The following is a 22,934-nucleotide window of genomic DNA, read 5'->3' on the forward strand; positions in this document are numbered from 1 at the left end:
GAATAGTAGTGTCAAACACATACTCATTTCAACGACAGCGTTAATAAAGCGCGGCGCAACTGGAGACACTGTGATGAAAGTTCAGGAATTCGACCCGGCCGTCGTAGGATGCGGCGCGCCGCTGCTTGAGGTGCTGCAAGTGCAGCGGGCGGCGTTCAATGCCGACATGCTGCCGGCGGCCGCCGTGCGGCGCGCCCGGCTCGACCGCCTGCAGGCGCTGGTGGCCGACAACGAGGCGGCCCTGCTGGCAGCGATCGATGCCGACTTCGGCGGGCGCGCGCGGCAGGAGATGGTGCTGACGGAACTGTTTGTCGTGCGCTCGGCCATCCGCCAGCAGCGGCGCCAGCTGGCGCGCTGGATGCGGCCGCGCCGGGTGGCGACGCCGCTGCACATGCTGCCCGGTTCCAGCGCCATCATGCCGCAGCCGCTGGGCGTGATCGGCAACATCGTGCCGTGGAACTACCCTTGCCAGCTGGCGCTGGTGCCGGCGGCTGCAGCGCTGGCGGCCGGCAACCGCGTGATGATCAAGCCCAGCGAACTGACGCCGGCCTTTGCGCGCCTGCTGGCGCAGCTGGCGGCCCAGTATTTCAGCCCGGACGAACTGGCCGTGGTGGAAGGCGGCGTGGAGGTCAGCCGCGAATTTGCCGCGCTGCCGTTCGACCACCTGATCTTCACCGGCTCCACGGCAGTGGGGCGCCAGGTCGCTGTCGCCGCGGCGCACAACCTGACGCCGGTGACCCTGGAACTGGGCGGCAAGTCGCCCGCCATCATCGATGAAAGCTGCGACCTGGCGGAAGCGGCGCCGCGCCTGGCCTTCGGCAAGCTGTTCAACGCCGGGCAGACCTGCGTCGCACCGGACTATGCGCTGGTGCCGCGTGCACGCGTCGAGGAGTTCGTGCGCGCAGTCAGCGCGGCGGCGACGGCCATGTACCCGCAGTTTGCCGGCAACGAACAGTACACCAGCATCGTCAGCGAGCGTCATTACCAGCGCCTGGAGCGGCTGCTGCGCGAAGCGCAGGAGCAGGGCGCGCGCGTGGTGCGCCTGGGCGCCGGCGCGGCGGAGCCGGCCAGCGGGCGCGCCGCCGGCGCCGAGCGGCGCATGGTGCCGGCGCTGCTGCTGGACGTGACGCCCGAAATGGCCGTGATGCGCGAAGAGATCTTCGGCCCGCTGCTGCCGGTGGTGCCGTATGACACGCTGGCGCAAGCGATCGCCTTCATCAACCAACGCGAGCGCCCGCTGGCGTTGTACTGGTTCGGCAAGGAGCGGCGCAACTGCAGCAAGGTGCTGCGCTCGACCATCTCCGGCGGCGTGACCGTCAACGACGCGCTGTGGCATGCGGCGCAGGAGAACCTGCCCTTTGGCGGTGTGGGCGCCAGCGGCACCGGCGCCTACCACGGCGAGCATGGCTTCCTGGCCTTCTCCAAGCAAAAGCCGATCTACCGCCAGGCGCGCCTGAATGGCTTCGGCCTGTTCCGTCCACCGTATGGCCGCCTGTTCGACACGCTGGCCGACTTCCTGAAACGCCGCATGTAGCGCATTAGTGCATGCAAGCTGGGCAGTTCCCCCCCGCGCGATGAAGTGTTAGGCTAGCTTGCCGGCGGCGTCGCAGCCAAAGGCAGTGTGCAGAAGACCAAGTTGCGCGAGCAGTTCACGCAGTTGAATAAGCCTTTATAAGAAGCTGTAAAACCATTAGGAGACACAAGGATGACGAGGAAGTACAACCGTACCATGGCGCTCGCCGTGGCCGCGGCGCTGGCAACCCCACTGGCGCACGCAGATACCTTCACCACCGGCAATGGACTGGAAGGACGCTGGTCCCTCAATGCTTCGGTCGGCACCAGCATCCGGATGAAGGATGCAGACAAGAACCTGATCTCCGTCCCCAACGGCGGCACGGCAGGCGCCGGCGCCGACGACGGCAACCTGAACTTCAAGAAGCACGATGCCTATTCCACCGTCGGCAAGCTGACCGGAGAGCTGGAACTGAAAGGCAGCACCTACGGCCTGTTCATGCGCGGCTTCGCCTGGTACGACAAGACGCTGAAGGGCGAGGAGATGTCGCACGGGCACTTCAACAACGGCTACAAGACCAACGGTGAGCTGAACGACAATGGTTTCGACCAGCTCTCCACCTTCGACGGCGCGGCGCTGGCCGACGCCTACGTCTTCGCCAACTGGGACCTGGGCGGCAAGGCGCTGAGCGCCAAGCTGGGCAACCAGGTGATCAACTGGGGCGAATCGCTGTTCGTGCCGGGCATTAACGCGATGGGCGCCTTCGACACCAGCGCCGCGCGCCGCCCCGGCGCCCAGGTCAAGGAAATCCTGCGCCCGCAGCCGGCCCTGATGGCCAACCTGGGCCTGGGCAACGGCCTGTCGGTGGAAGCGTTCTACAACCTGGGCTGGCGCCAGAACGTGGTGGACGGCTGCGGCACCTACTGGTCGGCGGCCGATTCGCTCAACTGCAACAACGGCACCGTGCTGTTTGGCGACGGCACCAAGCTGAATGACCAGGGCCAGTACAACGGCGCGCCGTTCCTGGCCGCGCTGCCGGCGGCGCTCAATCCGGTGCTGGCCTCGCTCGGCCTGTCGCGCAGCATGCCGCTGAACTTCCGCATGACCACGGCGGAAAAGATCAAGCCGAAAAAATCGGGCCAGTTCGGCATCTCGAGCCACTACTTTGCCGACGCCATCTCCACCGACTTCGGCGTCTATTTCGCGCGCTACCACAGCCACTCGCCGATCGTGTCGGTGGTCAAGCAGCCCTCGCCGCTGCCGTCGGTATGGTCGGGCCGCCTGGCGCAGCTGGTGAAAGCCGTGCCGTCGCTGGCGCCGGCCCTGGGCACGCTGGGCGTGCTGCCGGCCGGGAATATCGTGTGGGACTACAGCGGCGAAAACGTGAAGATCCTGGGCCTGTCGGCGGCCACCGAAGTGGGCGGCTTCTCGCTGTTTGGCGAAGTGTCGCGCACCAAGGACATCCCGGTGCAGATCAACGCCATCGACCTGCTGGTGGGCACGGCGCTGGGCATCGGGCCGCAAGCCGGCCTGGCCGTGATCGCGCGCAACCCGGCGGTGCCGAACGGCACCGTGATCCACGGCTACGACCGCAAGGACAAGACCCAGGCCCAGGTCTCCTTCATCCGCCAGTTCCCGCAAGTGCTGGGGGCCGACTCGCTCACCCTGCTGGGCGAGGTGGCGGGCCAGAAGTGGAGCGGCATCGGCAACCCGAACACCAGCACCCGCTATGTGCGCGGCTTCATGTACAACTTCGGCCCGACCGCGGCGCTGGGCGGCACCTGCGGCCCGGCCGGCATCCAGCCCAACGCCTCCTACTGCGAGAACGAAGGCTATGCCACCAGCAGTGCCTGGGGCTACCGCCTGTCGGCCGAGATGCTGTTCCCGAACGTGGTGGCCGGCATCAACTTCAAGCCGCGCGTCTACTTCGCGCATGACGTGAAGGGCTATGCGGCGGACAACCTGTTTGTCGAAGACCGCCAGACCCGCTCGGTCGGCCTGCGCGCGGACTACAACAACCGCTACTACGCCGACATCAGCTACACCAGCTATAACAAGAGCGCCAAGTACGACCAGTTCCACGACCGCGACAACATGCAGTTCGTGATTGGCGCCAACTTCTAATAGAGACACAGGAGACACGTAGATGAAGATGATGAAGCAAAGCTTGCTGGCCGCTGCGCTGGCGTGCATCGCCGGCAGCGCCCTGGCCGGCCTGTCGCAGGCCGAAGTGGAGCGCCTGGGCAAGGACCTGACCCCGGTCGGGGCGGAAAAGGAAGGCAACAAGGCCGGCACCATCCCGGCCTGGGGCGGCGGCATCACCAAGGCGCCGGCCGGCTTCGACAGCAAGAACGGCTATGCCGACCCGCTGCCCAACGAGGCGCCGCAGTACACCATCACGGCGGCCAATATGGACAAGTACAAGGACGTGCTGGCGCCGGGCCAGATGGAAATGCTGAAGCGCTACCCGAGCTACAAGATGAATGTCTACAAGAGCTACCGCACCGCCGGCTATCCGCAGGCCGTGTACGACACCGTCAAGGCCGAGGCATCCAAGGCCGAACTGGCCGGCGGCGGCAACGGCGTGACCGGCATCGCCCGGACCACGGTGCCGTTCCCGATCCCGAAAAGCGGGGTGGAAGTGATCTGGAACCACCTGATGCGCTACCGCGGCGGCACCATCGAGCGCTATACCGCCGAATTCCCGGTGCAGACCAACGGCGCCTTCACGCCGGTGACCCGCACCGAGAAAGTGGCCTTCGCGCAGGGCATGGCCAATCCCGAGCCGAACCGCCTGCTGTACTACATGGCGACCCTGACCGGACCGTCCTCGGTGGCCGGCGACGCGCTGCTGGTGGTCGACCCGCTGGACCAGGTGAAGGAATCGCGCCTGGCCTGGACCTACAACCCGGGCCAGCGCCGCGTGCTGCGCGCGCCGAACGTGGCCTATGACTCGCCGGGACAGGGCGCGGACGGCCTGCGCACCACCGACGACTACGACGGCTTCAACGGCGCGCCCGACCGCTACGACTGGAAACTGGTGGGCAAGAAGGAAATGCTGGTCTCCTACAACAACTACAAGATCACCAACAAGTCGGTCAAGTATGCCGACATCGTGCGTGCCGGCCATATCAACCAGGACTTCGTGCGCTACGAGCCGCATCGCGTGTGGGTGGTGGAGGCGACCCTGAAGAAGGACAAGCGCCACATCTACGCCAAGCGCGTGTTCTACGTGGACGAGGATAGCTGGCAGGTGGTGCACACCGATTCGTACGACGGCCGCGGTGAACTGTGGCGCGTGCACGAAATCGGCGGCATCCAGTACTACGATGCGATGACCCACTACTTCGCCTACGAAGTGTTCTACGACCTGCAGGCACGCCGCTACCTGCTGTCCGGCATTTCCAACCAGGAGAAGCCGATCAAATTTGGCGTCAAGCTCGATCCGTCGAACTTCACGCCAGATACGCTGCGCCGCTCTTCCAACTAAGAGGGCGTAGCGGGTTTGGGGGTGTCTCTTCGGGCGCTTGCGTTCTCAGGGAGCGCTGCGCCCATTTTTTCGCAGGTAGAGCATGAATAAAGTCTTGTTTCAGGCCGCTGCTGCGCTGCTGGGCGCATTGGCGGTGCTGCCGGCCGTGGCGCGCGACCCGCTGCAAACGCCGGCGCGCATGTCGGTACGGGCGCCCAAAGCCATGCTGACGGCCATGGCGCTGGCGGGCCAGCGCACGGTGGCAGTGGGTGAACGCGGCATCATCCTGGTGCGCGATGGCGGCGCCAATGCGCCGTGGCAGCAGGCCAAAGTACCGGTGTCGGTCACGCTGACCGACGTGGCGTTTGCCGATGCGTCCAACGGCTGGGCCGTCGGGCACGACGGCGTGATTCTTTCCACCAATGACGGCGGGGCGCAGTGGCGCAGCCGCTTTGACGGTAACCAGGCCAACGCCTTGATGCTGGCCGATGCCAAAGCTGCAGTCGAAAAGGCGCAGGCGACCGGGGGCAATGCGCTGGCCGACGCCGAGAACGCGCTGGGCGATATCGAAGCGGCGGCCAAGTTCGGCCCGTCGCGCCCTTTGCTGGGCGTATGGTTCCGCGATGCCAGGACGGGCTACGCGGTGGGCGCATACGGCCAGGCCTTCCGTACCACGGACGGCGGGGCAAACTGGACTTCCATGGGCGCAGGCCTGCCCAATCCCGAAGGCTTGCATTACAACGCGATTGCGGGCGGGCCTGGCAATATGCTGGCCATCGCCGGCGAGGGCGGCTACGTGTATCGCTCGCTCGATGGCGGCGCGAGCTGGCAGCGCATCGAGACCGGCTACGGCGGCCAGCTGTATGGCGTGATGTTCACCGGCCGCAGCATGCTGGCCTACGGCTTCGGCGGCCATGTGTTCCGCAGCGAGGACGGCGGCGCCACCTGGCGCGAAACGCCTTCTGTGACGAAAAAGAGCTTGGTGGGCGGCGCCATGCAGGGCGGCAGCATCGTGCTGGCGGCCCAGGACGGCGCGCTGCTGCGCAGCGATGACGACGGCGCCAGCTTCCGCGTGGTGCGCCAGGGCGACGCGGTGCCAACGGCCGGCATGCTGGCGCTAAATGGCATGGTGCTGCTGGCTGGCGTGGGCGGCGTGCGAGCGGCCGGCGATGCCGCCGGGGAGGGCGCCAAATGATCCGCGAAGACCAAAAAGCCGGCGCGGCGGAGCAGCAAGACCACCAGCGCTTCGCATCCTTCGAGCACTGGCTTGAGCCGCGCCTGTTCCGGCACCGCTTCGTCATCATGCTGGCCTTTTTGCTGGCCTCAGTGCTGTTTGCCTGGCAGGCGGCGCTGCTCAAGCCGGACGCCAGTTTGCAGAAGATGGTGCCCGCCACCCATCCCTTCATCGCCAACTACCTGAAGTACGAGAACGAGTTGCGCCCGCTGGGCAACAACATCCGTATCGCGGTGGAGGCGAAGAACGGCGACATCTACTCCAAGGAGTACCTCGACACGCTGAAGGCGGTGACCGACGAGGTGTTCTACATCCCCGGCGTGGACCGCGGCAACCTGAAGTCGCTGTGGACGCCCAACGTGCAGTGGATGGAGGTCACCGAAACTGGCCTGAACAGCGGCCAGATCATCCCGCAGGGTTTTGACGGCTCGCCGGCCATGCTGGACGAGGTGCGCGCCAACGTGGCGCGTTCCGGGCGCATCGGCAGCCTGGTGGCGGCGGACCAGAAGTCCACCATCGTGCAGGTGCCGTTGCTGGAAATCGACCCGGACAAGGGTACCAAGCTCGATTACGGCCTGTTCTCGGAGCGGCTGGAAAAACTGGTGCGCGAGAAGTACGAGGCGCAGGGCGTGAAGATCCATATCGTCGGCTTTGCCAAGGTGGTGGGCGACCTGATTCACGGCGCCAAGGCGATCGGCATGTTCTTCGCGATCACCTTTGCCATGACGGTGGCGCTCCTGCTGTGGTATTCGCGCTGCTGGAAGTCGACCCTGGTGACGGTGTTCTGCTGTTCGCTGGCGGTGATCTGGCAGCTTGGCATCGTGCGGCTGTTGGGCTTCGGGCTCGATCCCTATTCGATCCTGGTGCCGTTCCTGACTTTTGCCATCGGCGTATCGCATGCGGTGCAGAACATCAACACCATGGCGGCCGAACGGCTGTCCGGCAAGAGCGACACCGAGGCTGCCAAGCAGACCTTCCGCCAGTTGTTCATCCCGGGCACCATTGCACTCCTGTGCGACGCGGTGGGCTTCTCGACCCTGCTGGTGATCGAGATCGGCGTGATCCGCGAGCTGGCCATTTCGGCTTCGGTGGGTGTGGCGGTGATCGTACTGACCAAGATGTTCCTGCTGCCGGTGCTGATGTCCTATGTCGGCGTGACGCAGGCCTGCCTGCGCAACCAGGAAAGGAAGGCGCAGCGCAAGCACCGCTTCATGCATAAGCTGTCGCGCATTGCGGAGCCGAAGTTTGCCAAGCTGGCGGTGCTGGGCGCGTTGGCCGTGTTTGCCACCGCGTTCGTGCTCAACCGCGACCTGAAGATCGGCGACCTCGATCCGGGCGCTCCGGAACTGCGGGCCGACTCGCGCTACAACCGCGACAACGCCTACATCACCAGCCACTACTCGACCAGCTCGGACGTGTTCGTGGTGATGGTGAAGACGCCGGCCGGCGAGTGCGGCGCCTATCCGACCGCCCAAGTGGTGGACCGCTTCCAGTGGGAGATGGAGAACGTGCCGGGCGTGGAGTCCACCACGTCGCTGTTTACGGTGCAGAAGCGGATCATCTCCAACGTCAACGGCGGCAGCCTGAAATGGCAGGCGCTCTCGCGCAACCGCTTCGTGTCCAACTCGGCGCAGCGCATGATTCCGTCCGAGTTGTACAGCAACGATTGCTCGATGCTGCCGGTGCTGGTGTTCCTGGCCGACCACAAGGCCGACACGCTGGCGCGGGTGGTGCAGGCGGCGCAGGCCTTTGCGAAGGAGAACAACACGCCGCAGGCGCAGTTCATCCTGGCGGCGGGCAATTCGGGCATCGAGGCTGCCACCAATATCGTGATCAAGCAGGCCGAAATCACCATGCTGGTGCTGGTGTACGCTATCGTGGCGCTGCTGGTATGGTGGGAATTCCGTTCGCTGCGCGTGACCATCTGCATCATGGTGCCGCTGTATATCACGTCGGCGCTGTGCGAAGCCATCATGGCGCGCCTGGGACTGGGGGTGAAGGTGGCGACCCTGCCGGTGATCGCGCTGGGCATCGGTATCGGCGTGGACTACGGCATCTACATCTACAACCGCCTGCAGCATTTCCTGGAGCGCGGCATGGAGCTGAAGGAGGCTTACTTCGAAACGCTGAAGAGCACCGGCGTGGCGGTCGCGCTGACCGGCGTGACTCTGGCGCTGGGCGTGCTGACCTGGGTCTGGTCGGACATCAAGTTCCAGGCCGACATGGGCCTGCTCCTGATGTTCATGTTCCTGTGGAATATGGTGGGGGCGATCGTGATGATTCCGGCGCTGGCGTCGTTGCTGCTGCCGAAGCGTTAAAACCGGTGAAGCGGGGGGCAGACCCAAGGGTCTGACCCCCAACGGTACCGCGGGTTTACCGGTTTTACTCCTGCCGTTCCCAGGTCTGCGACCGGCCCAGCCAGGAAACGCCGACATAGCCGCGCACCTTGAGCTTCTTGCCGCCGTCGGCCACTTCCAGCTTGCTCTTGTACACCTTGCCGTTGTTCGGGTCGAGGATCTCGCCGCCGTTGTATTCGCCGCCGTCCTTCTTCAGGCCGGACACGATCACCATGCCGACGATCGGCTTGTCCTTGCGCGCGTCGGTGCACTTGTCGCACACCGGGTTCTGTTCTTCGTTCGGGCCGCGGTACAGCTTTTCGATCTTGCCCTGCAAGGCGCCGTTTTCCTCGGTGATGCGGATCAGGGCTTTGGGCTTGCCGCTGACGTCATCGATGTTCTTCCACAGGCCGACAGGGGAGGGATCTTGGGCGAATGCCGGAGCGGCAGCCAGCAAGGCTGCAGCCGCCAGCGCCGCTGTGCGGGTAAGGCGCATGGGAGTGTCTCTTTTTTAGATTTGGGGAAAATTAGTGTAGCGTATGACCCGGCACGGCACCGTACGGTCATGCTATTTTTTTTGGAGGGAAGCCTCTAGATTTGAAAGTCGGGGTCAGCTCCGGCAATCGGACATTTTGTCCGATTGCCGGAGCTGACCCCGACTTTTATTTTAGGACTTGAAGGTGCCGTCGTTGCGCTGCAGGGGGCTGCTGCATGCGGCCGGGGTGCTGAACTCGCGGTTGCCGGAGGCGGTGCCCTGGCTGCCTTCCCATGCTGCCGTGCTGCCATTCCATTTCACGTATTTGTATTCGATGGCTGTGGCGGCGGGCAGGGTGAGGGTGCCGCTCCATGGCACGTTGGCGCCGCTGCCCTGGATTGCCAGCGCGAAGCCGTTGGCCGGACTCCAGTTGCCAAGGGCTGCGCCGTTGCCCACGACGTACAGGTTCTGCCCCATGAGCGTGTTGGCGTTGGCAATCGTGAAGCTGACCTGGCAAGCCGCTGCCGCCGTGGTCGTTACCGCCAGTGCGGCGCTGGCCGGCGAGGTGTTGCCGGCGGCGTCGTAGGCCTGGACCATATAGCTGTAGCTGGTGGCGGGGGCCAGGCCTGTGTCGCTGTAAGTGGTGGCGCTGGTGGCGGCGATCTGCGCGTTGTTGCGCAGGATGTTGTAGCCGGCGACGCCGATGTTGTCGCTGGCGGCGGCCCAGGACAGGGTGGCGGACTGGCTGCCGACGTTGCTGCCGGCCAGGCCGGCGGGCGCGCTGGGCGGCGTCGTGTCGGCGCCGGCGCAGGGATTGGCGCTGGTGACGGTGCCGGCGCTGACGGCGGAGATGCCGCTGCCCAGCGCATAGTTCTTGCCGCCGTTGTTGTCCCAGTTGCCGCTGCCGTTGTTGAATACGGCCTGCCAGCTGTTGGCAGCGCCGAGGCTGGCGCGGTAGGACATCCAGCCGCTGCAGGCCGGTGCCATCGGCACGCCGGGCACCGTGGTCCAGGTGCCGCCGGCAGGGCTGTAGTGGACATTGGCGCGGCTCCAGCCGCCGGGCAGGCGGTAGTAGACGGTGGCGAGGTTGCCGGCGGCGGTGGTGAGCGTGCGGGCGGCCGATGCGGGGCCGGTATTGCCGGCCGCATCGCGTGCCTTGACCGTATAACTGTAGCTGGTCGAGGGCGTCAGGGCGTTGTCGGTGTAGCTGGTGGCTGCCGTTGCGCAGCACCAGGTATTGCGCGACGCCGTAGTTGTCGCTGGCGGCGGTCCAGGACAGGGTGGCGGCAACGGCTGTGATGCCGGAGGCGGCGGGCTGGCCGGGCGCGCTGGGGGGCTGGGTGTCGGCCGCCAGGGTGGTGATGGCCAGGGCGGGGCTGGCGGCGGACTGGTTGCCGGCAGCGTCGTAGGCGCTCACTGTGTAGCTGTAGGCGGTGGCGGGCGCCAGGCCGCTGTCGGTGAAGCTGGTGCCGGCGGGCGATCCGGCCAGCACGCCGTTGCGGAACACCTTGTAGCCGGTGACGCCGATATTGTCGCTGGCCGCGGTCCAGGCGAGGGCCAGCGAGCGGTCGGTCAGCTGGCTGCCGGCCGGCTGGCCGGGCGCGCTGGGCGCCGTGCTGTCTACCGTCAGGAAGGGGTGGACGCCATTGATGCTGCCGTTGATGTCTTCGGTGAAGCCGGAGCCGCCGGCCACCGCGCGGTAGCGGCCGGCGCCCACGAACACTTGCTGGATTTCCGAGCGCGTGACGTTGCCCAGGGTGTCGGTCATTTCGACGTAGTAGTCCAGCAGCTGGTTGCGGTAGCCGGAGAGGTAGGCGTAATACAGGTCGCCGCTGTCTTGCGCCGGCAGTGCGGCGATGGTGTCGCGCGTGGTGGGGATCCATGCCACGCCGTTCATGTCCGGCTGCAGATCGCGCACCTGCATCGGCACTTCCTGCCAGGGCCCGACGTTGGCCGGGTTGATCGACAGGCCGGGCTGGCCGGCCAGCGCCGCCGGATCGTACACCTTGTAGCTGTCGTCGGCGGCGTTGATGTCGTTGCTGGCGTGGACGCGCACCTTCACCGTGGCGCTGGCGATGCCCGACACGTCGTGGCCGTAGGTGTAGATGGCGAAGGCATTGCTGTAATGCTGCACGATCCAGCCTTCGGCCTTGGAAGCGTTGACCGAGCCGGGATTGTAGGGGTAGCGCTGGGGCCACCAGACGGAAGGGCCGGTGCGGTCGCTGGCCAGGCGCGCCTGCACATAGGGCCGCGAGAAGGCCAGCGAATTGTTGAAGGCGAGCGTGGGCTTGACCGAATCGTCCTTGTTTTCGTCGTAGTAGCCGAAGCCCGAGTCCATCGCCGGCAGCAGGAAGTACCAGGCCAGTTCGGCCGGGTTGGCGCCGCCGGCATAGTCGTTGGCGGCGTCGCCCTTGACCGGGTAGGACAGCATCCACGGGTTGAGCTGGTTGCCGGGGTGCGTGACCTGGCGATCGAGCGCGCTGCCGGGCGACCAGTGGCTGGGGTGGCTGTCCAGCCAGATTTGCTCGGCGGTCTTGGCGTAGTTGAGGGCGGCCTGCAGCAGGGCGAAATTGCGCTCCAGGTAGTGCCAGCCGTATTCGAAGGACACGGTGGCGCCTTCCTGCTGCCCTTTCAGGTTGGTCTTGGGCGCCAGGTTGCTGCCGGTGACGCGGTTGAAGTCGGCGAACTGGCCTTTCCAGATCAGGAAGGGCAAGTGCCAGTGGTACCAGGTGGGATCGGATGAGGAATCGCGGGTGTCGATCCAGGAACCATCCTGCACGTGCTGCACGTCGGCTTCGGGAATCGGCTGGGCGCGCAGGTATTCGTCGATGCCGAGGCAGTAGCCGTTGCCGCTGCAGGTGCTGGCATGGCCGGCCTGCCAGGTGCTGAGGGCGCCGGCGCGGCCGCCGGAGTTGTCGCCATCGTGCGCCACCACGAAGAACTGGCGCGCTTCCAGGCCGGCGTAGGGCGCCAGCTCGTCGACCGTGACCGCGCCTTCCCAGCCTTCCAGCCAGGAGCCGTTCTGGCTGACAGGGATGCCGGCCAGGCGCGTGACGGCGCCGCTGGCCGGGTCGACGTGGCGCACCCAGTGCGGGGTGGAGGCAAAGGGGAATTTGTTGACCACCACCTGCTGTTCGTGCGCCATATTGGCGGCGACCCAGCTGCCGCTGGCGGAGGTGTTGCGCAGGTCGGCGCGGTTGGGCGGGGAGGTCAGGGTGTCGCCCGCGGCGTCGAAGCTCTGGTAGGGGTAGTCCTTCAGCGTGCGTGAAAAATGGTTGTTGCCGATCACCGACCACTGCACACCCAGCTTGACCAGGGTTGGGATCAGGCGCTCGGAGAATCCCAGTTCGGTGGGGAAGAAGCCCCTGGAGGCGACAAAGCTGTTGCCCAGGAAGTAGGGCTGGGCCAGCGTGACGTTCTGGTAGACCAGGTCTTTCAGGAAGTAGTCGGGACCGACCAGGGGACCCATGCTGTGGTGGCCGGTGAAGTGCACGGTGTCGAGCGTGCGGTGCTGATTGGCGGTCTTCAGCGTGTTCCAGCTATTGAGCCATGAGGCGCCCCAGCCGGTGTTGCTGTAGCCGGGCACGTTTTGCAAGGTGGCCAGGCTTTGCACGTTGTTGATGACGGCGCCGGACATGGTGACGTGGACCTGGCCTTTGGCGCCGGACCAGCTTTGCATCTCGTTGGCCACCTGCATCGGCCAGTACTGGTAGGCGCCGGTCTTGGCGTCCGGCGTGTAGTAGGCGACGAGGTCGTCGTGCGGCATGATGGCACCGCCCAGCGCGGCGGGCAGATAGTAGCTGTAGCCGGCCGGCGGGTTGTTTTTCAGCTTGATCACTTCGCCATCGTAGGCGTAGCGCACCGGCGCGCCGATTGGCGTGGCGTTGTATTTGGCCAGTGGATCGACGGCGTAGAAGGGCCAGAAGTTCGGCATGTGGTTGTGGTACACGTGGGCCGCCGGGATGGCGCCGGCGCCGGCCGGGCTGGCGGCAAACAAGGCCGCTACGAAGGCGGCCAGCGGTTTCAGACGCGATTGCATGCACATCTCCTTTCACAGGTGGGAACTGCAAAAACGGGTGCGCAAGGGCGCCTCGCCAGCGGGGCGATAGCAGCTATCGGTTGGACCGTCTCAATGCGTGATGCCCTGTGCGGGACTGCTTGGGTGCGGATGTACTATTACTACCGCTGGCTGCGGGTTTGCAGGGGTAGAGAGGGGTAAACTACGGGCGATTTGACTACATGTCAACGCGATTGATGTAGTTTAGCTACGCATCGGGCGTAAAAAATGCCCGGCCGGAACCGGGCATTGCTCAAAAAATGGGGTACGTCCCTATTTTTTATGCCGCTGGCAGCTTGGCCAGTTGTTCCTGCATCTTGGCCAGGGTGGCGCCGAAGGTGGCGACGCGCTCTTTTTCCTGCGCCACCACAGCTGCCGGGGCGCGCGCGACGAAGCTGTCCGACGACAGCTTGCCGTTGGCTTTGGCGATCTCGCCTTGCAGGCGGGCGATTTCTTTCGACAGGCGCTCGCGTTCGGCCTTGACGTCGATTTCCACTTTCAGCATCAGTTTGGTGGTGCCGACCACGGAGACGGCGGCCGGCGATTCCGGCAGCGCGTCGACGATCTGCACTTCCGACAGCTTGCCCAGCATCTGGATGTAGGGCGCGAAAGCGGCCATCTTTGCCTTGTCGTCGCCGGAGGCTTCCACGATCAGCGGCACCCGCACCGATGGCGCCAGCTTCATTTCGCCGCGCAGATTGCGGGCGGCGTCGGTCAGGCCTTTCAGCTCGCCCATCCAGGCTTCGGCGGCGGCGTCGATCGCCGCTTCGTTCGGCAGCGGGTAGGCCTGGGTCATGATCGACTGGCCGTCGCCGCCTTTGCCGGCCAGCGGCGCCACGCTCTGCCACAGCTGCTCGGTGACGAACGGGATGATCGGGTGCGCCATGCGCAGGATCACTTCCAGTACGCGCAGCAGGGTGTGGCGGGTGGCTTGCTGCTGACCCGGCGTGCCTTGCTGGACCTGGACTTTCGCCAGTTCCAGGTACCAGTCGCAGTACTCGTACCACACGAACTGGTAGATGGTGGAGGCGATATTGTCGAAGCGGTAGTCGGCAAAGCCTTTATGCACTTCCTGCTCGGCGCGGTTCAGGGCCGAGATGATCCACTTGTCGGCGGCCGACAGCTCGGCTTCATTGGCGCTGCAGTCGTGGCCTTCGGTGTTCATCAGCACGAAGCGGGTGGCGTTCCACAGCTTGTTGCCGAAGTTGCGGTAGCCTTCGCAGCGGCCCAGGTCGAAGTTGATGTTGCGGCCCAGCGAGGCGTAGGAGGCCATGGTGAAGCGCACGGCGTCGGTGCCGTAGGCGGGAATGCCTTCCGGGAATTCCTTGCGGGTGGCTTTTTCGATCTTGGCCGCGTCTTTCGGGTTCATCAGGCCGGTGGTGCGCTTGGCTACCAGCTCTTCCAGCCCGATGCCGTCGATCAGGTCGATCGGGTCCAGGGTGTTGCCCTTGGACTTGGACATCTTCTGGCCTTGCGAGTCGCGCACCAGGCCATGCACGTACACGGTTTCGAACGGCACCTTGTTGGTGAAGTGGCTGGTCATGATGACCATGCGCGCCACCCAGAAGAAGATGATGTCGAAGCCGGTCACCAGCACGGAGCTTGGCAGGAAGGCCTGCAGTTCAGGCGTTTCGTTCGGCCAGCCGAGGGTGGAGAACGGTACCAGCGCGGACGAGAACCAGGTGTCGAGCACGTCGTTGTCGCGGCTCAGGGCGCCGGTCACGCCTTTGGCGGCGGCTTGCGCTTGCGCGTCTTCTTCGCTGCGGGCGACGTAGATATTGCCTTGCTCGTCGTACCAGGCCGGGATCTGGTGGCCCCACCACAGTTGGCGCGAGATGCACCAGTCTTGGATGTTGTTCAGCCACTGGTTGTAGGTGGTGCTCCAGTTTTCAGGGACGAACTTGATCTCGCCGCTGGCGACTTTTTCCAGCGCCACTTCGGTGATGGATTTGCCCGGGTTGAAGGTGCCTTCAGGAGCGGGCTTGCTCATGGCGACGAACCACTGGTCGGTCAGCATCGGCTCGATCACGACGCCGGTGCGGTCGCCGCGCGGCACCATCAGCTTGTGCGGCTTGACTTCGACCAGGAAGCCTTGCGCGTCCAGGTCGGCCACGATCTGCTTGCGGGCGGCGAAGCGGTCCAGGCCCTGGTAGGCGGCCGGCGCGTTCTCGTTGACCTTGGCGTCCAGGGTCAGGATCGACGGCATGTCCAGGTTGTGGCGCTGGCCGACGGCGTAGTCGTTGAAGTCGTGCGCCGGGGTGATTTTCACGCAGCCGGTGCCGAACTCCTTGTCGACGTAGCTGTCGGCGATGACCGGGATCTCGCGGCCGACCAGCGGCAGCTTGAGCATCTTGCCCACCAGCGCGGTGTAGCGCTCGTCGGTCGGGTCGACTGCCACGGCGACGTCGCCCAGCATGGTTTCAGGACGGGTGGTGGCGACGACCAGGTGGCCGCTGCCGTCGGCCAGCGGGTACTTGATGTGCCACATCGAGCCGTCTTCTTCTTCCGATACCACTTCCAGGTCGGAGACGGCGGTGCCCAGCACCGGGTCCCAGTTGACCAGGCGCTTGCCGCGGTAGATCAGGCCTTGTTCGAACAGGCGCACGAATACTTCGCTCACCACTTTGGAGCGCTCGGCGTCCATGGTGAAGTATTCGCGCTGCCAGTCGGGGGAGGTGCCCATGCGGCGCATCTGGCCGGTGATGGTGGAGCCGGATTTTTCCTTCCACTCCCATACTTTTTCGACGAATTTTTCGCGGCCCAGGTCATGGCGCGACACCTTTTGCGCGTCCAGCTGGCGCTCCACCACGATCTGGGTGGCGATGCCGGCGTGGTCGGTGCCCGGGATCCAGGCGGTGTTGTGGCCCAGCATGCGGTGGTAGCGGGTCAGGCCGTCCATGATGGTCTGGTTGAAGGCGTGGCCCATGTGCAGCGTGCCAGTGACGTTCGGCGGCGGCAGCTGGATGCTGAAGGACGGCTTGCTCAGGTCGAGGGAGGCTGCGTAGTAACCGCGCTTTTCCCACTCGCTGCGCCAGAACTGTTCAATGTCGGCAGGCTCGAAAGACTTGGCTAATTCCATGATTTGGGCTGTAAATTTGGCGAAAACTTTCATTATAAGGTAGATTGCTGGGGACATGGACGCCAGCAATTCCCCCCCGCCCCGCAAGCGCGGCCGCCCTGCGCAGGCCGCTTCCGACAGCCTCAAACCGCTGCTTATTGCCGTTTCGGCAAGGTTATTCCGCGCGCAGGGGTTTGACAATACGACGGTGCGCGATATTGCCGCTGCCGCGGGCGTGCAGGCGGGGTCGTGGTTTTATCACTTCAAGTCCAAGCAGGACATCTTGCAGGCGGTGATCGAGGAGGGCATGCAGCAGGCCTTGGCCCGCATCGAGGAGGTGGCCGCGCTCGGCTTGCCGCCGCGCGAGGCGTTGCGGCGGCTGGTGCATACGCACCTGGAAACCTTGCTGTCGCCGGGGCAGGATTTTGTCTACGTCATGCTGTATGAGTGGCGCGCGCTGTCGCCGGAGGGGCAATTGCGCATCGTCGCGGCCAAGGACCGCTATGAGGCGCTGTGGGATGCCGTGCTGCGCGAGCTGCAGGCTTCCGGCGAGTGGCCGGCGCCGGGCAAGCTTGATCGGCTGTGGCTGTTCGGGGCGCTGAACTGGTCGGCGCAATGGTACCGGCGCGAGGCTGGCGTCAGCATCGATGAACTGGCCGAGTCCGCCATCCGGTTCCTGCTTCGGTAGTCCTTTGCACCGCTGTCGCAGGCTGCTACTGAACGCTACTGAAATTTTCACTGAAACTACTGAAAACTTGAATTTTTGGGCCCTGATAACGCTCTAAGGGGAAAAATTTCAGGAGCATTCAGTATGAATACGCGAGTCATCTTGGAGGTAAGCCTCCCAACCCTGCGCGCACTGCTCGATTACCATGCTGAACAGGCGACAGGTATCGCCCTTGCGGACCTGGCCGACATGGCCATCGGCGAGTGGCTGCAAAGGCAGCGCGCCGCCAACAAGCCTGTCGATCCAAGTGGCTTGTTCTGGAAAACCATCTTCCTGCCAAATGGAACACGCTTGCGCATTTGCAGCCGCGCGGGCCCGCATTTCGCGCAGGTGGTCTGTGGCGAGCTTGTCTATCAGGAGCGGCCACTCTCGCCAAACCAGTTTGTGACGGCCAGCCTTGGCAATGTCGGCAACGCGTGGAAGGTGATCCACGTGCAGCTTCCCGGCGATTGCGATTGGACGCCGGCGCTGCGCCTGCGCCACGCGGCGAAGGCGCACGCCTTCCGCACGGCCAAACGCAAGGCTGAACGCACCGCGCCACCGGCGGTGCCGGGTTCCGCTTAGCCGTACAGCGCCAGGTGCTTGGCGCGCAGAACGTGTTTCTGGATCTTGCCGGTGGAGGTCATCGGCAAGGCATCCGCGATGGCAATGTGCTTGGGGATTTCGAAGCCGGCCAGCGTGCCGCGGCAATGTTCCTGCAGCGCGCCGGCATCCGCGGTTTGGCCGGGCTTGAGGCAGACGAAGGCGGTCACCGCCTCAATCCATTGGCTGTGCGGCAGGCCGACCACGGCCGCTGCAGCCACGGCGGGATGGCCGAGCAGCGCCTGTTCCACGCGGATGGCGGGTACATTCTCGCCACCGGTCTTGATCATGTCTTTCAGCCGGCCCTTAAAGTGCAGGTAGCCGTCCTCGTCCCAGGCGCCCAGGTCGCCGGTATGGTGCCAGCCGAAACGGCGCACGGCCGCCGTCGCCTCCGGATCCTTGAAGTAGCCCAGCATGGCATTCGGGCCGCGATGCACGATTTCGCCGACTGCTCCTTGGTCCAGCAGGCGCCCGTCGGCATCCATGATGGCGGTGTCGTTGACCGGCGTCGCCTGGCCCCAGCAGTTGCCGCTGCGGTGCTGCTGCTCTGGAGGGAAATAGACCGTCATCGGGAACATCTCGGTCTGCCCGCTGCCCAGGGCAAAGCGCGGACAGAATTCCTGCGTCAGGCGGCGCAGCAGTTCCGGCGCCATCGGGGCCATGGCGTAGATGGCCAGGCGCAGCGCAGACAAGTCATGTTCCGCGCGCGCCGGGTACGCCAGCATGGCGCCGTACATCGCCGGCAGGGCGGCCACCAGCGTGACGCGGTCGCGCGCCAGCGCGGCCAGCACGGTGGCCGGGTCGAAACCGCGCGAGAGCGAGATGGCAGCGCCGCAGGCCAGCCCCGCTGCCGCGGCAGGATGGCAGACAGCACGTCCTGCGGCACGATCGACACAGTCACCGCGTTCGACATCACGGCCGACAGCACCGAGCGGTGCGAGTGCATTGCGCCTTTCGGGTTGCCGGTAGTGCCGCTGGTGTACATGATCAGGGCCAGCGCGTGTTCGTCGATCTCCAGCGCGGGCGGCGTTGCCGGCTGCCCGGCAAGGGCCTGGACCAGCGTGCCCGCGCCGTCGGCGCCCGGGCCACAGCGCAAGAGCGCCATGCCAAGCGCCGGCAATGCCGCGCTCCAGGCCGGATGGCTGGCAAGCTGTCCATCCACCACCAGCAGGCGCGCCTCCGCATGCTGCACGATATAGGCAACTTCCGCCGGCGACAGCATGGCGTTCACCGGCACCCATACCATGCCGGCTTTCAGGATACCGAATGCGGCCACCACAAAGTCCATCGAATTGGGGCTCAGCATGGCAACCTTGTCGCCGGGCTGCAGGCCGCTGGCCAGCAGGTGGTGCGCGAAGCGGTTGCTGTCCTCCTCCAGCCGGGCGTACGGCATGCTGCGGCCGTTCTCCAGCAGCGCCGTCGCGGCGCCGTTGCGGCGTGCGCTGCGGGAAAGGAGATTGCCCAAACTATCGTGCATGCGCTCAGTCATGGCCGGCCTCCACGAACAGGTCGATCATCGGCTCCACGCCCGGCGTCACCTGGTACCGGGAAAAGTCGGTGACGCCGCTGCCGCGCAGGACCTGCTCGTCGATGAAGAAGTTGCCGTTCGTTGCGCGGCTTTCCCTTGTCAATATCAGGTGGGCGGCATCGGCCATGATGTCCGGCGTGCGGCCGTACCGGGCGCCGCCGGGCAGCGCGACGTTGAGGGCGGCTGTTGCGATAATCGTGCGCGGCCACAAGGCATTCACGCCGATCCCGTCCTCCGCAAGCTGGGCGGCAAGGCCATGCACGATCATGCTCATCGCGTACTTCGACGTGGTGTAGGCCGTGTGGCGGGCGAACCATTTCGGATTCAGGTCGATCGGCGGCGACAGCGTCAGGATGTGCGGATTGCTGGCGTTCTGAAGGTGGGGGATGCAATGCTTGGCGCAGGTAAAGCTGCCGCGGACGTTGATGTCCATCATCAGGTCGTAGCGCTTCATCGACGTGCTTTGCGCGTTGGTGAGGCTGATGGCGCTGGCATTGTTGACCAGTATGTCAATGCCGCCAAACTGCGCGGCGCCCTGTTCGATGGCGGCGATGACCTGCTCCTCCTGGCGGATGTCGACCGCCAGCGGCAGCGCATTGCCGCCGGCGGCGCGGATCTCCTCGGCAGCCGAATGGATGGTGCCCGGCAGGCGCGGATCGGGTTCGGTGGTCTTGGCGGCGATGATCACATTGGCGCCATCGCGCGCCGCGCGCAAGGCGATCGCCTTGCCTATGCCCCGGCTCGCGCCGGTGATGAACAGGGTCTTGCCTTGCAGCGTAGTCATGGGCTCTCCGTCAGGGGGTGATTTCCAGCAGCAGCTGCCCGGTCGCCACTTGCGTACCCAGTGCAATGGCGAGCGCGGACACCTTGCCGTCGCGCGTGGCGAGCATACTGTGCTCCATTTTCATCGCTTCCAGGGCCAGCAGCGGCTGGCCGATGCTGACTCTTTCGCCTTCGCGCACATGGAGCGCGACCACGCGCCCGTTCATGGGCGCTGCAATGCGGCCGTCGGCGCCAGCGTTGCCCGCCACGCGCGGCGGCGCCTCGCCCAGGTCCTCCAGCGCATGTTCGATGCCGTCCAGTAGGAAGTACAGGCGCGCGCGTTCGGCGGCGAAATGCAGTGCCGCCGGCTGGCCGTCGAGGCACAGTTGCAGGCTGCCCGCGCCGGCGCCGGCCACGCTGGCGCGCAACGGCGCCGCCGCGCCGTCAATGCCGATGCGCCAGGCGCCGGGCCCGTCGGCGCTGGCACGGGCCTGGTGCGCGGCGCCGTCCAGCATGAAGCGCAAAGGCCGGGCATGGGCGTGGCTCGAGCTCCAGCCAGCCAGCTCGGCCGGGTAGCGGCGCGCTTGGCGCTGGGTGCCGTGCCAGGCCAGCAGCGTGGCTGCTGCCGCCAAGGTGCGGCTTGTCGCGGCGGCGCTGCCGCGCTGGCCGGGCGGCAGGTGCTGGCCGATAAAGCCGGTGCTGGCCCGGCCGGCGGCAAAGACGGGGTGGGCCAGGCATTGCGCCAGGAAGGCGCGGTTGCTGGGCAGGCCGAGCAGCACGCATTGGCCCAGCGCGCGCTGCAAGCGGCGCAAGGCCTCGGTGCGGTCGCGGCCGTGGGCCACCAGCTTGGCCAGCATGGAATCGTAGTACGGCTGCACCTGCGCGCCGTCGGCCAGTGCGTGCTCGCAGCGCACGCCGTCCGGCGCTTGCCAGCGCAAGAGCTTGCCGCTTTGCGGCAGGAAGTCCTGTTGCGGGTCTTCCGCGCACAGGCGCACTTCGATGGCATGCCCGCCGGTGGCGCGCCGCGCGTCCAGCTCGGATTGCGTCAGCGGCAGCGGCGCGCCGGCCGCCACCAGCAGCTGCCACTCCACCAGGTCGATGCCGGTGATGGCTTCCGTCACCGCATGCTCGACCTGCAGGCGCGTATTCATCTCCATGAAATAGAAGCCGCCATCGCCGTCGAGCAGGAATTCCAGCGTGCCGGCGCCGACATAGCCGATGGCGCGCGCCGCCGCCAGCGCCACGGCGCCCATTCTTTCGCGCAGCGCCGGCGGCACGGCGGGCGAGGGCGCCTCTTCGATCAGCTTCTGGTGCCGCCGCTGCACCGAACAATCGCGTTCGCCCATGTGCACGACGTTGCCGTGGCTGTCGGCAAAGACCTGGATTTCGATGTGGCGCGGCTCGATCACGGCGCGCTCTAAGATCACCTGCGCGCTGCCGAAGGCGTGCAGCGCTTCGGAGCGCGCCGCCGCCAGCGCGGCGCCGAACGCGCCGGCGTCGTCCACCCGCCGCATGCCGCGCCCGCCGCCGCCGGCAGCAGCCTTGATCATCAGCGGGTAGCCGATGCCGCGCGCCTCGGCCGCCAGCCGCTCATCCGACTGGTCGTCGCCCTGGTAGCCCGGCACGCAGGGCACGCCAGCTTCCAGCATCAGGCGCTTGGCGCCGGCCTTGTTGCCCATGGCCGCGATGGCGGCGGGCGGCGGACCGATGAAGACCAGTCCCGCCTCGGCGCAGGCTTGCGCGAAGTCGGCGCGCTCGGCCAGGAAACCGTAGCCGGGATGCACGGCGCCGGCGCCGCCGGCCCGGGCGGCGGCGATCAGGGCCGGGATGTTCAGGTAGGAGTCGGCCGGCGCCGGGCCGCCGATGCGCAGCGCGGCATGCGGGCCGGCCGCGCCGGCGGCGCCGCTGCAGTGCGGGGCGTCGGCATCGGCGTCGGAATACACGGCCAGGCAGCGGTAGCCCATGCGCCGTGCCGTGCGCATCACGCGCAGCGCGATTTCGCCGCGGTTGGCGACCAGGATGGTGTCGAAGGCGCTCACGCTTTGCGGCCCGGCAGGATGTCCATGTATTTGCAGATGATGCCCAGCATGACTTCGTCGGCGCCGCCGCCGATCGACGTCAGGCGGGCGTCGCGGTAGAACTGCGATACCGGGTTCTCCAGCGTGAAGCCCATGCCGCCCCAGAACTGCATGCAGCCGTCGGTGACTTGGCGCGCCAGGCGGCCCGCCTTCAGCTTGGCCATGGAAGCCAGTTCGGTGACGTCGGCGCCGCCGATATACAGGCCGCAGGCGCGGTGGGCCAGGGCGCGCAGCGATTCGAGTTCGGTCTGCATTTCGGCCAGCTTGAAGTGCACCCACTGGTTATCCAGCACGCTGGCGCCGAAGATTTTGCGCTCGCGCGTGTATTCGATGGTGGCGTCGATGCAGTTCTGCATCTGCTGCACGATGTTGGCCGCGCACCACAGGCGCTCTTCCTGGAACTGCAGCATCTGGTAAGTGAAGCCCTTGTCTTCCTCGCCCACCAGGTAGCGCTGCGGCACCCGGACTTCGTCGAAGTGGATCAGGCCCGTGTCGGAGGAGTGCATGCCGATCTTGCGGATCTTCCTGCCGACGCTGATGCCGGGCGTATCCATCGGCACGATGATCAGCGACTTGTTGCGGTGGGCCGGGCCGTCGCCGGTGATGGCGAGCAGGCACATCCAGTCCGCCTGCAGGCTGTTGGTGATCCACATCTTGCTGCCGTTGATGATGTAGTCGCCGCCGTCCTTGCGCGCAGTGGTGCGGATGGCCGCCACGTCCGATCCGGCGCCCGGCTCAGACACGCCGATGCAGGCCACCGCCTCGCCGCTGATGGCGGGCGCCAGGAATTCGCGCCGCAGCGCGTCCGAGCCGAAGCGCGCCAGCGCCGGCGTGGCCATGTCGGTCTGCACCCCGATCGCCATCGGCACGCCGCCGCAGCGGATGTGGCCCAGCGCTTCGGCCATCGCCATCGAGTACGAGTAGTCCAGGCCCAGGCCGCCGAATGCCACCGGCTTGGACACGCCCAGCATGCCCAGCTTGCCCAGCTTGCGGAATACCTCGCTGGCCGGGAAAATCTCCGCCGCTTCCCATTCGTCGACCAAGGGGTTGATATCGGTGTCGATGAAGCGTTTCAGGTTGCGCTGCAGTTCCAGGTGTTCATGGCTGTATTCCAT

General features: G+C 66.0%; 14 protein-coding genes and 2 pseudogenes. 7 read left to right on the forward strand and 9 right to left on the reverse strand.

Translation table 11 applies throughout. The annotated features are described in order from the left end of the window. Window positions 1–73 precede the first annotated feature (73 nt). The 5 genes from ACWBU6_RS06565 to ACWBU6_RS06585 all read left to right on the forward strand — a co-directional run bounded on the left by ACWBU6_RS06565 (window position 74) and on the right by ACWBU6_RS06585 (window position 8,534). Complete coding sequence (locus tag ACWBU6_RS06565) at window positions 74–1,534, forward strand: coniferyl aldehyde dehydrogenase (protein WP_452648021.1); 1,461 nt, start codon at window positions 74–76, stop codon at window positions 1,532–1,534. A 171-nt stretch (window positions 1,535–1,705) separates the two neighbouring features. Further along, entirely contained in the window at window positions 1,706–3,637 is a 1,932-nt protein-coding gene (locus ACWBU6_RS06570) for a DUF1302 domain-containing protein (RefSeq protein ID WP_452648022.1), read from the forward strand. A gap of 22 nt (window positions 3,638–3,659) precedes the next feature. Next, a complete protein-coding gene (locus ACWBU6_RS06575) occupies window positions 3,660–5,003 on the forward strand; it encodes a DUF1329 domain-containing protein (RefSeq protein WP_452648023.1) in 1,344 nt (447 codons plus the stop codon). An 82-nt stretch (window positions 5,004–5,085) separates the two neighbouring features. Next, window positions 5,086–6,177, forward strand: a complete 1,092-nt coding sequence (locus ACWBU6_RS06580; RefSeq protein WP_452648024.1) for a WD40/YVTN/BNR-like repeat-containing protein — start codon at window positions 5,086–5,088, stop codon at window positions 6,175–6,177. Continuing rightward, window positions 6,174–8,534: an efflux RND transporter permease subunit gene (locus ACWBU6_RS06585; RefSeq protein ID WP_452648025.1), complete on the forward strand. Its 2,361-nt coding sequence runs from the start codon at window positions 6,174–6,176 to the stop codon at window positions 8,532–8,534. Before ACWBU6_RS06580 ends, ACWBU6_RS06585 begins: the two co-directional genes overlap by 4 nt. A 64-nt stretch (window positions 8,535–8,598) precedes the next feature. On the opposite strand, the gene ACWBU6_RS06590 is transcribed toward ACWBU6_RS06585, so the two are convergent. The 4 genes and pseudogenes from ACWBU6_RS06590 to ACWBU6_RS06605 all read right to left on the reverse strand — a co-directional run bounded on the left by ACWBU6_RS06590 (window position 8,599) and on the right by ACWBU6_RS06605 (window position 16,163). Further along, window positions 8,599–9,048, reverse strand: a complete 450-nt coding sequence (locus ACWBU6_RS06590; RefSeq protein ID WP_452648026.1) for a DUF2147 domain-containing protein — start codon at window positions 9,046–9,048, stop codon at window positions 8,599–8,601. A 171-nt stretch (window positions 9,049–9,219) separates the two neighbouring features. Further along, window positions 9,220–10,317, reverse strand: a complete 1,098-nt coding sequence (locus ACWBU6_RS06595) for a carbohydrate binding domain-containing protein (RefSeq protein ID WP_452649536.1) — start codon at window positions 10,315–10,317, stop codon at window positions 9,220–9,222. Window positions 10,318–10,459: 142 nt separating this feature from the next. Continuing rightward, a pseudogene (locus ACWBU6_RS06600) lies at window positions 10,460–13,072 on the reverse strand (alpha-amylase); the annotation flags it as partial. Between the two features lie 292 nt (window positions 13,073–13,364). Further along, window positions 13,365–16,163, reverse strand: a complete 2,799-nt coding sequence (locus ACWBU6_RS06605; protein ID WP_452648027.1) for a valine--tRNA ligase — start codon at window positions 16,161–16,163, stop codon at window positions 13,365–13,367. A gap of 55 nt (window positions 16,164–16,218) precedes the next feature. Here ACWBU6_RS06605 and ACWBU6_RS06610 point away from each other — a divergent pair, with 55 nt between their 5' ends. Continuing rightward, on the forward strand, window positions 16,219–16,830 hold the full coding sequence (locus tag ACWBU6_RS06610; protein WP_452648028.1) for a TetR family transcriptional regulator: 612 nt from the start codon (window positions 16,219–16,221) through the stop codon (window positions 16,828–16,830). Window positions 16,831–16,953: 123 nt separating this feature from the next. After that, window positions 16,954–17,433: a hypothetical protein gene (locus ACWBU6_RS06615; protein ID WP_452648029.1), complete on the forward strand. Its 480-nt coding sequence runs from the start codon at window positions 16,954–16,956 to the stop codon at window positions 17,431–17,433. Here ACWBU6_RS06615 and ACWBU6_RS06620 read toward each other — a convergent pair. From ACWBU6_RS06620 to ACWBU6_RS06640, 5 genes and pseudogenes are all read right to left on the reverse strand, one after another. Continuing rightward, the gene (locus tag ACWBU6_RS06620; RefSeq protein WP_452648030.1) at window positions 17,430–18,242 is read right to left on the reverse strand and encodes a class I adenylate-forming enzyme family protein; all 813 of its coding nucleotides are present in this window, start codon (window positions 18,240–18,242) and stop codon (window positions 17,430–17,432) included. The two genes, ACWBU6_RS06615 and ACWBU6_RS06620, sit on opposite strands and share 4 nt — an antisense overlap. 122 nt (window positions 18,243–18,364) lie before the next feature. Then, a pseudogene (locus ACWBU6_RS06625) lies at window positions 18,365–18,940 on the reverse strand (AMP-binding protein); the annotation flags it as partial. Next, the gene (locus ACWBU6_RS06630) at window positions 18,933–19,763 is read right to left on the reverse strand and encodes an SDR family oxidoreductase (protein ID WP_452648031.1); all 831 of its coding nucleotides are present in this window, start codon (window positions 19,761–19,763) and stop codon (window positions 18,933–18,935) included. The gene ACWBU6_RS06630 and the pseudogene ACWBU6_RS06625, both read right to left, overlap by 8 nt. A 10-nt stretch (window positions 19,764–19,773) precedes the next feature. Next, window positions 19,774–21,780, reverse strand: a complete 2,007-nt coding sequence (locus tag ACWBU6_RS06635; RefSeq protein WP_452648032.1) for an ATP-binding protein — start codon at window positions 21,778–21,780, stop codon at window positions 19,774–19,776. Further along, on the reverse strand, window positions 21,777–22,934 hold the full coding sequence (locus ACWBU6_RS06640; protein ID WP_452648033.1) for an acyl-CoA dehydrogenase family protein: 1,158 nt from the start codon (window positions 22,932–22,934) through the stop codon (window positions 21,777–21,779). Before ACWBU6_RS06640 ends, ACWBU6_RS06635 begins: the two co-directional genes overlap by 4 nt.

The organism is Pseudoduganella sp. HUAS MS19 (genome assembly GCF_053615455.1).